Below are 14,003 nucleotides of genomic sequence, written 5' to 3'. Positions count from 1 at the left end.
GGCCAAAAAAGTGGGGATAAGGGGTGAACCGAACAGTTCAGATCAGGTGAGCAACGCTATGCTGGATGATACACCCCCCGTCCTGACTGAGGATTTTCGGTTTTCTGCCGGTTCGGCAATGCTGTCGGCGCGCCTGTACCGGCCCGTGACCGATCCCAAAGTCGCTGTGGTTGTACATGGTGCGACCGGTGTCCCGAGGGATTACTATCAGCATTTCGCGCATTGGCTGGCAGCGGATCAGGGGATCGCTTGCCTGACCTACGACTATCGTGACTTTGGCCACTCACTGACCGGACTACTGCAGGAATCGCGGGTAAAGATGGCGGATTGGGCGCTGACCGACATGCCTGCCGCCAGAGCGGAAATGCGCCAACGTTACCCACACGCAGAACACTGGAGCATAGGGCACTCGGTCGGAGGGATGTTGGGGCCAATACAACCTGATATCGACCATATAGATCGCATGATCTGTGTGTGTTCGGGGCTGGTGACAATCAGTGATCACCCTTGGCCTTATCGCGCGCTGGCGTCCTTGTTCTGGTATGGACATGTTCCGCTGGCGGTAAAAACTGTTGGATACCTGCCAGGCAAAGCAGTGGGATTTGGGGCCGACCTGCCTGCATCGGTTTACTGGCAGTGGCGCAAGTGGTGCACGGCACCCCAAAATTATCTGCCAGAAATCGGAAAAACGCTACCTGCCGCAACCTGGGCAGAGAAAGGCAAACCGGTCGATCTGTTCACTTTCGAGGACGACCAGATGGTTCCGCCCGAAGCCGTTTGGCGGTTGGCAGATCTGTACGGCTCCAGCGCTCGGCGTCATGTACTGTCACCGCAGGAATTCGGACTTAAGGACATTGGCCATATCGGCGCGTTCGCGCGTCGTAACGCGTCCCTATGGCCGCGCTTGATCGCATAAGTGCTGCGTGCCTAAACCGGTCAAAACTGTCGGGGATGAAGTGAGAGGTTGGACATCGACCCAAGCGGGGCTCGTTGTGGCTGCTTCCTTCCGGACCTGACCAGGTTGGCGAGGCGCTCGCCCGCGCCAACCTCTCAACGGTGGATATAGGCATTTGGTTCATGCTTGGCAACCCGTCAGAGGGAGAGCTGAATATTCAGAAAACCTTTCGCATCCGGACCGATGACTTTGGCGCGGTAGCGTGCCAGTTCTTCCAGGTGTTGGTCAGCGGCCGCTCCGGTTTTCACAAGCGCATGGGCACCGGGTATGGGTGACAACCGAAAAGGCTGGAGTGCCTCTTCCAAAGGGTCCATCGGTAAGACGCCCGACAGGTAATCCCGTACAATAGGTTGAATCGGAAGGACCGGCAGAGGAATTCGGGTCGCGTTTTCGGCAAACGGGAAATTCCCGCCTCCGTTGGCGCGATAGTTGTTCAACGCGACAACAAAGCGCTGATCTGCGTCGATAGGGCGGCCGTTGAATCGCAATTCGCGAACCCGATGGCTGTTGGGATGAAGTATTGCGCCACCTGCGTCGAACCGCGCCGGAGATGCTAGATCTAGTGCGTAAGTTAGCCCGTGCAGCACGTCAAAATTATGTCCGGCGCGATTCGTATCCACAAGGTCCGATTGTTCACCCGGGCGCATCTGGTTCAGCACGCCAGCGGACATTTCCAGCCAATCCTTGATTTCAGTGCCCGAGACAATGACGGCCTGCATCTCGTTCGGAAACACGTTCAGGTCGGCAACATGGCGCGTACATATCTGCCCGGGTGGGATATCGGTGAAAAACCGAGGTCCTGCACGACCGCCGAATTTTGACGGTGCAACTGCCGACAAAACGGGTAGCCCTGCATAGGCAGTTCCCTGCATATGCTGCCGCAATGCTGCAGCTTGCGCGGCAGCCACAAGCGCCAGACCGCGATCCCAGGCGCAAAAGCTGAAATAGCTGTGCAGATGATGCGACGTGTGTCCAACGGGCGTGTTGCACTGCGCGCGAGTTTCGCGGTGCGCCTTGGCAAAAATCCGCGACAGTTCGGGGTCTTCCGGAACCTCAGCGCCAACAAAGTCGGGTGCGATTGCCTTCAGGTGTGAACGGTGCGTTTCTACCTGCCATTTTCCGTCGTCACCAAGTTTCATCGTCAGGTCAATCACACCAAGATGCGACCCAGCGCTGCCCGGCATGACAGCCGGCTTGCCGTGCACTTGACCTTTGGCACTGTCCACGAACGCAAACCTTTCATGCGACGCGCCCGGCAAAGTCAGATGTGAATGTCCCGCTATGATCGCATCGATCGGTCCGATGGCCGCAAGGGGAATCACGGCGTTTTCCAAATTCGGCTCCGGTTGGGCGGTGCCGATCCCGGAATGCGCCAGCGCGATTACAAGATCGCACCCAGCGGCCTTCAGCTCTTGCGAAACGTGTCGTGCCGTGGACAGGATATCGTCGATGCGGACCTTTTGCTCTAGACGGTGCGCTTCCCAGTTCGCAGTTTGCGGCGGCAGGGCTGAAAAAACGCCGATTTTGATCGGATATTCGCGGCCTCCGGCTTTCATGGTTCGGCTTAGCACTGCCTGCCTGCTCCAAGCACCGGGGCGGTCCAACCGGTGCGCGTTGCTGCATAAGACAGGGCAGGGGGATTGGCGCAAGATACGGTCCAGAACCTGCAACCCGAAGCCGAAATCATGGTTTCCCAATCCGATGGCATCGTAATCCAGCGCTTCGAAAGCCTCCATCAGAGGATGACGGGTTTTGGTTTGTGTTACGGCCCATTCCCCAATAGGCGTTCCCTGTAGTGAATCCCCGTTATCCAGCAAGATGGTCAGGGCATCTTTGACCTCGGTTCGAGCTTGGCGGATCAGTGTGGCTGTGCGGGTAAACCCAATCATGGGTTCCGGCGCATCCCGATAATAGTCAAACCCGGTCACATTCATATGCAGATCCGAGGTTCCCAAAATCCTGATCGTTGCGCTTAGAGAGGAAGGGGGATGTTGCAATACTCTACTTTTAGACGTTTTTGGTTAACCTATTTCAACAAAAAGAGTATTTGACGCAAGTTTCAAGGCAGAGTTTGAGTTGATCACATTATCTCCTCAATTTCCCACGAGGGAGAAATGTCGTTGCAACGATCCGGCGCTCGTGGCAGCCCTGTGCCGACAACCTGAAGGGATTGCAATGAAATACGCGGAAACCGTGACGTTTGGCGGGTCGGGACTGGATCGCGCAGCACATCTGCGCAACGATCCCGGGGGGCTTGCGCAAGTCGCAAACGACCCGGAGGCAAGGTGCCTTTTGTTGTGGCGCGGTAAGGTGCTGGTCGAGGGCGAAGCTCTGGATCGGCTGGCGTTGCTGCCGCTGACGCACGATCTGTTGCGCAATGGACCGGGCGGAATTGTTGAAGAACCAGTCTTTCTAGGTATTTCGGATCACGTTCCGCTGTTCGCTTTGGACATCTCGGGGTGGGACGCCGAGGGGCTGGACCTGTCCGAGGTTGGGGCATTCTTCGACCGTTCCGAGCAACAGCACCCCGCGTTGTCCACCGGGCATGTTTTTGTCGAATTGCGCCGGATCATGACCCGTCTGAACCCTCGGGATGCGGAGCTGGCGGCAACAGCCAAGGCGGTGATCGGCTGGCACGAGACGCACCGTTTCTGCGCCCGCTGCGGTGCCGCCAGTGATTTGGCGCAGGCGGGATGGCAGCGCAGCTGTCCGTCTTGCGGGGGTCAGCATTTCCCGCGCACGGACCCGGTTGTCATCATGTTGATCACGCATGGAGATTCGGTGCTGATGGGGCGGTCTCCGGGTTGGCCGGACGGGATGTATTCCCTGCTTGCGGGCTTTGTCGAACCCGGTGAAACGCTCGAAGCCGCCGTGCGCCGCGAAGTGATGGAAGAGGCCGGAGTACCTGTCGGAGCAGTCACTTATCTGTCCAGCCAACCCTGGCCCTTTCCCGCGTCGTTGATGTTTGGGTGTGCAGGTCTGGCGCTGTCACGCGATATTACAATCGACCCGATTGAAATCGAAGATGCCATCTGGGTCAGCAAGTCGGAAATGATGCAGGCCTTTGCTGGTGAACATCCGACATTGATGCCTGCGCGGAAGGGTGCCATCGCGCATTTTCTTTTGCAGCACTGGCTGGCGGATACGCTGGATTGACAGAATATTGGGGAATCAAAGGTAAGAGCCTCGGACACCATGCAATTCACAGCACATGAAGATATCGACGCACCCATCAACGCAGTGTTTGAAATGGTCGCTGATTTTGAACGTTTCGAGCGTATGGCAATGCGTCGCGGGATCGAAGTCAGACGCCTTTCGGGCCACATGGGTGTTGTGCCGGGTACCACATGGCAGGCGGATTTCAAGCTTCGGGGCAAGCCGCGTCGCGTCTCTATCGAGATGGCCGAGTGTGATCCGCCAGCAAGGATGCAGTTCAACGCGGCAGGAAAGGGCGTAAGTGGTACGACGACTGTTGACTTCCTGGCCTTATCGCAACGCCGAACCCGGTTGAGTGTGGACCTGAGCCTGGCTGCAAAATCATTGCCTGCACGCCTGTTCCTGCAGTCTATCAGACTGGGAAAGTCACGCTTCAAGCGACGCTTCCAATCACGGCTCAGCGAGTTCTCGAGAGAGATAGAAGAACGATATCATCACGGCTGAAATACCAGTAACAAACGTTCATCTGCCTGACTAACCGCGCGGTTGCGCTGCCGGGTAAACGCCCAGAACTTCGACATTGGTGGTAAAGTGCTGTAGCTCGTCCATCGCCAGTTGCACGTTGCGGTCATCTGGATGGCCCACGATATCAGCGTAGAACTGGGTCGCCGTAAAGGATCCGTCGACCATATAGCTTTCCAGTTTGGTCATGTTGATACCATTAGTCGCAAATCCGCCCATCGCCTTGTAAAGCGCCGCCGGAATATTCCGGACCTGAAAGACGAAGCTGGTGATCATCCCGTTTTCGCCGCGCCGAGCGCGGTCTGCTTCGCGTGACATCACCAGAAAACGAGTGGTGTTGTCGTCGTTATCCTCGATATGGCGGGCCAGAACGTCCAAGCCGTAGATCTCTCCGGCCAATTCGCTGGCCAACGCCGCCGAGTGAACCTCGCCCTGTTCGGACACTTCGCGCGCGGCGCGGGCATTGTCTGGGCTGACGCGGCCACGGATGCCGTGTTTTTTCAGGAAGCCTGCGCATTGTGGTAGCAAGACCAGATGGGAATGCGCCTCGGTAACATCCTCCAGCGTCGCACCCGGAACGGCCAACAAGTTGATATGCACTCGCACGAAGGCCTCGTCGATAATGTGCAGCCCGCTATGGGGCAGCAAGCGGTGAATATCGGCCACTCGGCCGTAGGTCGTATTCTCAACCGGCAACATCGCAAGTTCGGCTTCACCTGACCGAACCGATTCGATCACATCCTCGAAGGTACGGCAGGGCAGGGCCTCCATATCGGGGCGCGCGTTGCGGCAAGCCTCGTGGCTATAGGCGCCGGGTTCCCCCTGAAATGCGATACGTTTGGTCATTTGGTCGATTCCGTGCAACAAGTTCCAAGATTGGGCGTTTAGTCGCGGTGTCTATACCTTGCCTCTTGTCAGGGGAAGCCTTAGACACCCCCAAGACAGCTAAATGGACTCGCGATCAATGTTCGACACGATGACAGTTACCAAGGCCGCCGCAGGCCTGTTTGGCACCTTCCTGGTGCTGCTTCTGGCCAAATGGGCCGCCGAAGGCCTGTACCATGCCGATGGTCATGGCGAGACGGCCTCTTACATCATTGAAACCGAAAGCTCTGGTGAAAGCGCCAACGCCGAAGAAGTGGTGTTCGAAGACCTGCTGGCCGCCGCCGATCCGGAAAAAGGTGCACGCGTTTTCCGCAAATGCACCGCTTGCCACAAACTGGAAGACGGAGCCAACGGAACCGGACCCTACCTTTACGCCGTTGTTGACCGCCCTGTTGCATCGGCCAAGGGTTTCACCGGCTATTCGGCTTCGATGCAAGCGCATGGTGGCAACTGGACACCAGAAGCACTGGATGCATTCCTCGAGCGCCCAAGTGCTTACATCTCGGGCACTTCGATGAGCTTTGCTGGTTTGAAAAAACCGCAAGAGCGCGCTGACCTGATTGCCTATCTGCAGACAATCGGCAACTGATCCAGTTCTTGGATATTCCAAAAATTGAAAGCCGCTGCTTTGTGCAGCGGCTTTTTTTGTCTAAACAGAACTTCACAAAGCGCTCACGCATTCTAAACTTGAATCTGTCAGCGCTGGTCTTTTAGCCTTCGCGTACGAAAATAAAGACGACAACGATCCAGAGGATGAGCCACATGACACCCCTCCTGCCTGCACTGCGCGTTTCGAATATGCGACCTTGGGCGGCAGCATTGGGAATAGCGCTTGTTATGGGGGCAAGCAGCGCCGTCAGGGCCGCAGAAGAAAACGTGACGCGCAGCCATGGGTACTCTTATTTTGGTAATCTGGACTACCCGGCGGATTATCCGCATCTGGGTTATGTGAACCCCGAAGCCCCAAAGGGTGGCGAGCTGTCGCTGGCTGGATCAGGCACGTTCGACTCTCTGAACCCGTATTCGCGCAAAGGGCGTGCCGGTGCATTGACGACCCTGCAGTACGACTCGTTGATCGACAGCACCTCGGATAGTGTGGGTCAATACTATGGCCTGCTTGCGGAAAGCATGGAATATGACGAAGGCCGCAACTATGTGATCTTTCACATCCGGCCCGAAGCGACATTCTGGGACGGATCGCCAGTAACTGCCGAAGATGTGGTCTATAGCCACAGACTGTTTATCGAACAGGGTCTTCCATCTTATGCGCAGGCCGTTGGCCGGATGGTCACCGGTGCCGAAGCATTGGATGATCATACGGTCAAGTTTACGTTTAGTCCCGAAGTGACACGGCGTGGGTTGATCGAAACGGTTGGCTCGACACCGGTGTTTTCAAAAGCGTGGTTCGAGGCCGATGAGAGCCGCCGCCTGGACGAACCGCGGCTTGAAGTTGCAGTTGGGTCGGGGCCGTACAAGCTGGATAGCTATGACATTAACCGCCGCATCGTTTACAAGCGGCGCGACGATTATTGGGGGCAGGATTTGCCGATCAATGTCGGGCGCAACAACTACGACACCATTCGGGTCGAGTATTTCGCCGACCAGACCGCCGCGTTCGAAGGGTTCAAGGCCGGGGAATACACAATGCGCATTGAAAGCGACCCCAAGCTTTGGGCTTCGGGGTATGACTTTCCGAAGTTGACCCAAGGGTCGGTCGTTCGTGATGAGATTACGGATGGCAGCCCGCCGACGCCATCGGGTTTCGTGTTCAATCTGGGAAAGCCGCAGTTCGAGGATAAGAATGTCCGCAAAGCCATAGCGCTGGCCTTCAATTTCGAATGGGCCAATGAATCGCTGATGTTCGGTCTCAATTCACCGCGCAGCTCGTTTGTGCAGGGTACTCATCTCGAAGCGACAGGCGCACCAGAAGGGGCTGAGCTTGCCTTCCTCGAGGCGCTGGGCGACGTTGTGCCGGCCGAAGTCCTGAGCGAACCTGCCTTGGTTACTCATGAATCCAATTCGGCGCGCCTGAATGATCGTCGAAATCTGCGCAAGGCTTCGAAGTTGCTGGATGACGCCGGTTGGCCGGTTGGTGACGGCAATCTGCGGCGCAACGCTGAAGGGCAGACGCTGAAGGTTAACATCCCTTACGCCTCAAGCATTCCCACATCAACGGCCACGATGATCGAGACTTTCGTTCAGAACCTGCAGGCGATTGGCGTGGATGCCTCGGCCGAGAAGGTTGATCCATCACAGTTCACACTGCGCCGTCGTGAACGCGACTACGACATGGTTTATTCGAACCGGTATGGATCGTTTTTGTCGACGGGCGGCGGTCTTAGCCAGATGTACGGTTCGGAAGAAGCCGCCTTTAGCCTGTTCAACCCTGCGGGTTTGGCCAGCCCTTTGGTTGACGCGGTCATCGAATCCTCATTCGATACGACAAATCAGGAAGAACAAGACGCAGCACTTATGGCATTGGACCGTGTCCTGAGGTATGAGTTCTTTATCATCCCTGACGGTTATGTCGCGGACTACTGGACGGCTTACTACGACATGTACGAATACCCTGAAAACCTGCCGCCTTTCACGCTCGGCTATCTGGATCTTTGGTGGGTAAACCCTGAAAAAGAGGCTGACCTGAAGGCAAAAGGCGCGCTGCGTTAACATGGGCGCCTATATTCTAAGACGCCTGTTGCTGGTTATTCCGACCCTTCTGGGCATCATGATTGTCAACTTCACGCTGGTTCAGTTCGTGCCCGGTGGACCGATCGAACAGATCATTGCTCAAATCGAAGGGCAGGGTGACGTCTTTGCCGGTTTTGCAGGCAGCGGTGACGCCGGAGCGGCCGCTGAACCCGCCGGAGGGGCCTTTGACGACAAATACGTTGGCGCCCGCGGCCTTCCGCCTGAATTCATCGCCGAGCTTGAGAAAGAGTTTGGGTTCGACAAACCGCCGGTCGAGCGGTTTCTGACTATGATGGGCAACTACCTGACATTAGATTTTGGCGAGAGCTATTTCCGGTCGATCAGTGTGATCGATCTGGTGTTGGAAAAGATGCCCGTGTCGATCTCGCTGGGTCTTTGGTCGACCCTGATTGCCTATCTGGTCTCGATCCCGCTGGGCATTCGCAAGGCCGTCAAGGACGGATCGCGGTTTGATACCGTGACCAGCGGGGCGATCATTGTTGCCTATGCCATACCCGGTTTCCTGTTCGCGATCCTGTTGCTGGTGCTTTTTGCAGGTGGGTCCTACTGGCAGATATTCCCGCTGCGGGGGCTGACCTCGGACAATTGGGATAGCCTTAGCCTGTTCGGCAAGATTACGGACTATTTCTGGCACATCGCTTTGCCGATCATAGCCCTTACGATTTCGGCTTTTGCGACGCTGACGCTGCTGACCAAGAACTCGTTTCTGGACGAGATCAAAAAGCAATACGTCATGACGGCCCGCGCCAAGGGACTGAGCGAGCGGAAGGTGCTGTATGGCCATGTGTTCCGTAACGCGATGCTGATCGTGATCGCCGGTTTTCCAGCCGTGTTCATTGGTGTGTTCTTTGGTGGCTCGATCATTATCGAGACGATCTTCTCGCTGGATGGTCTGGGCAGACTTGGCTTTGAGGCCGCCGTGGCCCGCGACTATCCGGTGATCTTTGGCACCTTGTTTATCTTTGGCCTGATGGGTCTGGTTGTGGGCATCATCAGTGACCTGATGTATGTGCTGGTCGACCCGCGTATCGACTTTGAAAAGCGCGAGGGGTAAATGGCTCTTTCTCCGCTCAATCAGCGCCGCTGGCGCAACTTCCGCCGCAATGGCCGGGCCTTCTGGTCACTGATCATCTTTTCGATCCTTTTCGGCCTGTCTTTGTTTGCCGAGTTCATCGCCAATGACAAGCCGATCCTTTTGAAGTACCGGGGCGAATTCTACACGCCGATCTTCAATTTCTACGCCGAAACGGAGTTCGGAGGAGATTTCCAGACCGAGGCGATCTATCGCGACCCCGAGGTCATGTGCCTGATCGACAGCGGCGGGATTGAAGACTGTTTCGACGACCCCGAAGGCATCATCGAACAGATCGAGGCCGGCACCTATGAAGCTGACGGGTTCGAACGCGGCTGGGCAATCTGGCCGCTGATCCCCTATTCCTTCAACACCAGCGTGGATCGCCCAGGTGCCGCGCCGCTGCCGCCCAATGGGCAGAACCTGCTGGGTACCGATGATACCAAGCGCGATGTGCTGGCGCGGGTGATTTATGGTTTCCGTTTATCCATTCTATTCACACTGATGGTGACTGGCGCTGCCAGTATTGTCGGTATCTTTGCGGGGGCCATTCAGGGCTTCTTTGGCGGTTGGCTGGACCTGATATTTCAGCGTGTGATTGAGATCTGGTCAGCGACGCCCTCGCTCTATGTCATCATCATCATGTTTGCGGTGTTGGGGCGAAGTTTCTGGCTGCTGGTGATCCTGATGATCCTGTTCAGTTGGACGGGCTTGGTCGGTGTCGTCCGGGCTGAATTCCTGCGGGCGCGAAACCTTGAATACGTGCGCGCCGCACGGGCGCTGGGCGTGGGCAACATGACGATCATGTTCCGTCATATGCTGCCCAATGCCATGGTGGCGACGCTGACCTTTATGCCGTTCATCGTGACGGGTACAATTGGCGGTTTGGCCTCGCTGGATTTCCTTGGCTTCGGCCTGCCGTCCTCGGCCCCATCACTGGGTGAGCTGACCTTGCAGGCAAAACAGAACCTGCAGGCCCCGTGGTTGGCCTTTACCGCGTTCTTCACCTTTGCCATCATGCTTTCGCTTCTGGTCTTCATTTTCGAAGGCGTCCGCGATGCGTTTGATCCCAGAAAGACCTTCTCATGAGCCTTTTGGATGTGAACAATCTGAAGGTCTCGTTCAAGCAGGACGGTCAGGTCTCGGCGGCGGTCAAGGGCGTGTCCTTTACCGTTGATCGTGGGGAAACCGTGGCTTTGGTGGGCGAATCCGGGTCGGGCAAATCGGTGACGGCGCTGTCCACGGTGTCGTTGCTGGGCGACAGTGCGATCGTTGAAGGTTCGGTCAAGTATGACGGCGATGAAATGATCGGAGCGTCAGAGGACAAGTTGATGGATGTGCGTGGAAACGACATCAGCTTTATCTTCCAGGAACCGATGACCTCGCTGAACCCGCTGCATACGATTCAGAAACAGATGGCGGAATCGCTGGCGCTGCATCAGGGCGTTACTGGGGATGCTGCACGAGACCGGATTGTGGAACTGCTGACCAAGGTAGGCATCCGTGATCCGCGTGACCGGCTGGACAGCTATCCGCATCAGTTGTCAGGCGGACAGCGGCAACGTGTGATGATCGCCATGGCGCTGGCCAACAAGCCCGATATTCTGATCGCGGATGAACCCACAACGGCTCTGGACGTGACCATTCAGGCGCAAATCCTTGAACTGCTGGCCGAGCTGCAGAAATCCGAAGACATGGGGATGCTGTTCATCACCCATGACCTTGGCATCGTGCGCCGCATAGCCGACCGGGTCTGCGTGATGAAAGACGGTGAGATTGTCGAGACCGGCGTCACGACCGAGATTTTTGACAACCCCCAACACCCCTATACGCGCAAACTGCTGGGCGCCGAGCCCTCGGGCCAGCCTGATCCGGTGGCGTCGGATGCCGAAGAGGTCGCGCGGACAGATCACCTCAAGGTGTGGTTCCCGATCCAGCGCGGGTTTCTGAAACGCACCGTTGGGCATGTGAAGGCGGTGAATGACGCCACGCTCAGCGTGCGCGCGGGTGAGACGCTGGGCATCGTGGGCGAAAGCGGCTCGGGCAAGACGACGCTGGCGCTGGCGATCATGCGGTTGATCGCGTCCGAGGGCGGGATCACCTTCCGCGATCAGGATGTGCGCCGCTGGTCCACGCGTGAGCTGCGACGGCTGCGCAAGGATATGCAGATCGTGTTTCAAGACCCGTTCGGTAGCCTCAGCCCGCGTATGACCTGTATGCAGATCATTGCCGAGGGGCTGGCCATTCATAAGGTCGACCCACACCGCGCACCGCGCGATCTGGTGGCCGAAGTGATGACCGAAGTGGGCCTCGACCCCGCTGCAATGGACCGATATCCCCACGAATTTTCGGGCGGGCAGCGTCAACGGATCGCCATCGCGCGCGCCATGGTGCTGCGGCCCAAGCTATTGGTTCTGGACGAACCGACCAGCGCGCTGGACATGACGGTTCAAGTTCAGATTGTTGATCTGTTGCGCGATCTGCAGCGGAAATACGGGCTGGCCTATCTGTTCATCAGCCACGACCTGAAAGTCGTACGCGCCATGTCCCACAACGTGATCGTCATGCGCAACGGCGATGTTGTCGAGATGGGCACGGCTAAGGATTTGTTCGAGAACGCGCAGACGGACTATACCCGCGAGCTGATTGCGGCGGCGGGCTGATCCCAACCCGCTCCTTGTTTATGCGCTGGCTTTCTCCTTGGCGGTCGGTTTTGGCACCGGGCCGCGCAGTTCCTCATAGTGATCAAAGCTCAGCTTGACCCAGCCGGTGCCGCGCGTGGCGCTGGCCAGGGTGCGGTGCAGCTCATCCTGCGCTACGGCGGGAAGCTGGGCATTGAATATTTCCCAACCCGAGGCGTTTGGATTGCCCTCAAACCCAAGAACTTGCCCCTGTAGTGAACTGATTGTGGGCACCAGATCGCCCACGAAATCCGAGGGCAGGTGAATCTCCGCACTCAGGATTGGTTGCAGCACCACGGGCTTGGCTTGGGGAAGCGCCTCGCGCACTGCGTTCTTGCCTGCCGTGCGGAAGGCATAGTCGGAACTGTCGACGTTGTGGTGCTTGCCGTCGCTCAGCGTGACTTTGACATCAACCACGGGAAAGCCTTCGGGCCCTTGTTCCAGCGCGTCTTTGGCCCCATGTTCGACCGAGGGGATATAGTTACGCGGCACCGCGCCGCCTTTGACCACCTCTTCGAACTGGAACCCCGCCCCGCGTGGCATTGGCGCGACTGAGATCACCACGTCGGCAAACTGCCCCGCGCCGCCCGATTGCTTGCGGTGACGGTGGCGATGTTCGACGGGTGCGCGGATCGTCTCGCGATAGGCTGTTTCGACGGTGTCGGTGGCGATCTCGATCCCGAAATCCTCAGCCAGCTTCGCCGTCACGCGGCGCATATGCTGCGGACCTTGCGAGCCTAGAACGGCGTGGCCGCTCAGGTCGTCTTGTCCCAGATGCAGGCCGGGGTCGATCTCGACCAGACGCGACAGGGCGTTGGACAGGCGCACGTCGTCGCGCTCATGCGCGGGTGAGACGACCTGACGGTGCCCCGCCGGGTGTGACGAGGCCCATTCGGGCAGCGGTGTCGCGCCTTTGCTGTCATAGATGTTGCCGGGCTTCAGGTGATCGGATTTCACCGCCAGACCGATTTGCCCGGCGGGCAAGTCAGTGATCTGGGTCTTGGCGTCCAGCGTGGTCAGATTGCCGACGGTCTCACCGCCCAATGCTTCATGCGCTTTGACGCCGTCACCCAGGCCCCGCAGGACTACAATCTTGCCGATATGCTTTTTCACATCCGCAAAGCCTGCGATGGCGCGTGCATTCTCGGCGGCCTCGTCCCGGTCGGCAGCGATGTCGAATTCGGGTGCTTCGTGCCGCAGGGCTTTCATCAGGCGGGTCAGCCCGTTGCCATGGCTGGCCGCGCCCAGACAGGCCGGGATCAGCTGGTGGTTCTGTAGGACCTGCGCGGCCAGATCGTAAATCTCACCGCTGGGGGGCTGTTTGTCTTCGATCAATTGTTCCAGCAGGTGATCGTCGAAATCCGACAGCGTTTCCAGCAGTTCAGTGCGGGCCTCTTGCTCGCGATCCTCAACCGATTGCGGCAGTTCGATCAGGGCCGAGGGCTGGCCCTCTTGGTATTTCCACGCCCGTTCCGAAATCAGATCGACCGCACCAACAATCGTGTCACCTTCGCGGATTGGCACCTGTCGCAAGGCGATGTGATGGGTGCAATAGGTTTGCAGCGCCGAGATGATGTCGCGGATGCGGCCATTGGGGCTGTCCATGCGGTTGATGAACAGGAAACAGGGGATACCGGCCTCTTCCACCAAACGCAAATAGGGCGCACACAGGACGGCCGCGTTGGGATCAGGTGGAACGACCACGACCGCCGCGTCCGAGATCGCCATGGCTGGCCCAACAAAGGCCAGGTTATCGCCGCCCCCGTCGACGTCGATGGCGCACCAGGGTTCATCCAGGTAAGAAAAACCGTGCAAATGCACGGTCCCGGACACGTCGAATGTGGTGGGCCGCCCGTCGAGGCGGCTGATGGCCTCGACCAGAGTGGTTTTGCCCGATTGGCTGGGGCCGAGGACGGTGAAAACGCGCATGGGTGCTGTCCCTCTTTCAGGTTGCAGATATACCTGCACGAAAAGGGCTGTCCGGCGCGGTTGCGTCGGTAAAAGCTGTCTGCGAATTCGCCTG

The 14,003-nt window shown here is 57.8% G+C and carries 11 protein-coding genes and 1 other RNA gene; 8 read left to right on the top strand and 4 right to left on the bottom strand.

What is annotated here, in order from left to right; all coding sequences use genetic code 11:
• Nucleotides 1-58 precede the first annotated feature (58 nt).
• Nucleotides 59-916 carry an alpha/beta hydrolase family protein gene (locus tag AC2FNR_RS13120; protein ID WP_496849396.1) on the top strand — a complete coding sequence of 286 codons (858 nt, stop codon included), beginning with the start codon at nucleotides 59-61 and terminating at the stop codon, nucleotides 914-916.
• Between the two features lie 38 nt (nucleotides 917-954).
• On the opposite strand, the gene ffs is transcribed toward AC2FNR_RS13120, so the two are convergent.
• An RNA gene (gene ffs / locus AC2FNR_RS13115) (signal recognition particle sRNA small type) lies at nucleotides 955-1,053 on the bottom strand.
• A gap of 39 nt (nucleotides 1,054-1,092) precedes the next feature.
• A complete protein-coding gene (locus tag AC2FNR_RS13110; protein ID WP_496849394.1) occupies nucleotides 1,093-2,952 on the bottom strand; it encodes a bifunctional 2',3'-cyclic-nucleotide 2'-phosphodiesterase/3'-nucleotidase in 1,860 nt (619 codons plus the stop codon).
• Between the two features lie 178 nt (nucleotides 2,953-3,130).
• Here AC2FNR_RS13110 and nudC point away from each other — a divergent pair, with 178 nt between their 5' ends.
• Nucleotides 3,131-4,111, top strand: a complete 981-nt coding sequence (gene nudC, locus AC2FNR_RS13105; protein WP_496849393.1) for an NAD(+) diphosphatase — start codon at nucleotides 3,131-3,133, stop codon at nucleotides 4,109-4,111.
• 39 nt (nucleotides 4,112-4,150) lie between these two features.
• Nucleotides 4,151-4,615: an SRPBCC family protein gene (locus tag AC2FNR_RS13100; RefSeq protein ID WP_170355327.1), complete on the top strand. Its 465-nt coding sequence runs from the start codon at nucleotides 4,151-4,153 to the stop codon at nucleotides 4,613-4,615.
• 30 nt (nucleotides 4,616-4,645) lie between these two features.
• Here AC2FNR_RS13100 and AC2FNR_RS13095 read toward each other — a convergent pair whose 3' ends face one another.
• Nucleotides 4,646-5,479 carry a prephenate dehydratase gene (locus tag AC2FNR_RS13095; protein WP_480866395.1) on the bottom strand — a complete coding sequence of 278 codons (834 nt, stop codon included), beginning with the start codon at nucleotides 5,477-5,479 and terminating at the stop codon, nucleotides 4,646-4,648.
• 118 nt (nucleotides 5,480-5,597) lie between these two features.
• Between AC2FNR_RS13095 and AC2FNR_RS13090 the strand changes: the two genes are divergently transcribed.
• From AC2FNR_RS13090 to AC2FNR_RS13070, 5 genes are all read left to right on the top strand, one after another.
• On the top strand, nucleotides 5,598-6,107 hold the full coding sequence (locus AC2FNR_RS13090; protein WP_170355522.1) for a c-type cytochrome: 510 nt from the start codon (nucleotides 5,598-5,600) through the stop codon (nucleotides 6,105-6,107).
• 173 nt (nucleotides 6,108-6,280) lie between these two features.
• Nucleotides 6,281-8,185, top strand: coding sequence for an extracellular solute-binding protein (locus AC2FNR_RS13085; RefSeq protein WP_496849391.1), 1,905 nt, complete (start codon nucleotides 6,281-6,283; stop codon nucleotides 8,183-8,185).
• Between the two features lies 1 nt (nucleotide 8,186).
• Nucleotides 8,187-9,281: a microcin C ABC transporter permease YejB gene (locus AC2FNR_RS13080; protein WP_496849390.1), complete on the top strand. Its 1,095-nt coding sequence runs from the start codon at nucleotides 8,187-8,189 to the stop codon at nucleotides 9,279-9,281.
• Entirely contained in the window at nucleotides 9,282-10,388 is a 1,107-nt protein-coding gene (locus AC2FNR_RS13075; protein ID WP_209196734.1) for an ABC transporter permease, read from the top strand.
• Nucleotides 10,385-11,962, top strand: coding sequence for an ABC transporter ATP-binding protein (locus tag AC2FNR_RS13070; RefSeq protein ID WP_170754460.1), 1,578 nt, complete (start codon nucleotides 10,385-10,387; stop codon nucleotides 11,960-11,962). Before AC2FNR_RS13075 ends, AC2FNR_RS13070 begins: the two co-directional genes overlap by 4 nt.
• 18 nt (nucleotides 11,963-11,980) lie before the next feature.
• Here the strand turns inward: AC2FNR_RS13070 and AC2FNR_RS13065 are convergent, their stop codons facing one another.
• Nucleotides 11,981-13,909, bottom strand: a complete 1,929-nt coding sequence (locus AC2FNR_RS13065; protein ID WP_496849387.1) for an elongation factor G — start codon at nucleotides 13,907-13,909, stop codon at nucleotides 11,981-11,983.
• Nucleotides 13,910-14,003: the final 94 nt, after the last annotated feature.

The sequence above is a fragment of the Ruegeria sp. SATB045 genome (genome assembly GCF_059613525.1).
The sequence above is the reverse complement of the archived record's forward strand: the minus strand, read 5'-3'. Positions and strand labels throughout refer to the sequence as shown.

Excerpts from the sequence above, each read along its gene's own strand:
- AC2FNR_RS13120 (WP_496849396.1), top strand. The coding sequence starts at position 59 with ATGCTGGATGATACACCCCCCGTCCTGACTGAGGATTTTCGGTTTTCT.
- nudC (WP_496849393.1), top strand. The coding sequence starts at position 3,131 with ATGAAATACGCGGAAACCGTGACGTTTGGCGGGTCGGGACTGGATCGC.
- AC2FNR_RS13100 (WP_170355327.1), top strand. The coding sequence starts at position 4,151 with ATGCAATTCACAGCACATGAAGATATCGACGCACCCATCAACGCAGTG.
- AC2FNR_RS13095 (WP_480866395.1), bottom strand. The coding sequence starts at position 5,479 with ATGACCAAACGTATCGCATTTCAGGGGGAACCCGGCGCCTATAGCCAC.
- AC2FNR_RS13090 (WP_170355522.1), top strand. The coding sequence starts at position 5,598 with ATGTTCGACACGATGACAGTTACCAAGGCCGCCGCAGGCCTGTTTGGC.
- AC2FNR_RS13085 (WP_496849391.1), top strand. The coding sequence starts at position 6,281 with ATGACACCCCTCCTGCCTGCACTGCGCGTTTCGAATATGCGACCTTGG.
- AC2FNR_RS13080 (WP_496849390.1), top strand. The coding sequence starts at position 8,187 with ATGGGCGCCTATATTCTAAGACGCCTGTTGCTGGTTATTCCGACCCTT.
- AC2FNR_RS13075 (WP_209196734.1), top strand. The coding sequence starts at position 9,282 with ATGGCTCTTTCTCCGCTCAATCAGCGCCGCTGGCGCAACTTCCGCCGC.
- AC2FNR_RS13070 (WP_170754460.1), top strand. The coding sequence starts at position 10,385 with ATGAGCCTTTTGGATGTGAACAATCTGAAGGTCTCGTTCAAGCAGGAC.
- AC2FNR_RS13065 (WP_496849387.1), bottom strand. The coding sequence starts at position 13,909 with ATGCGCGTTTTCACCGTCCTCGGCCCCAGCCAATCGGGCAAAACCACT.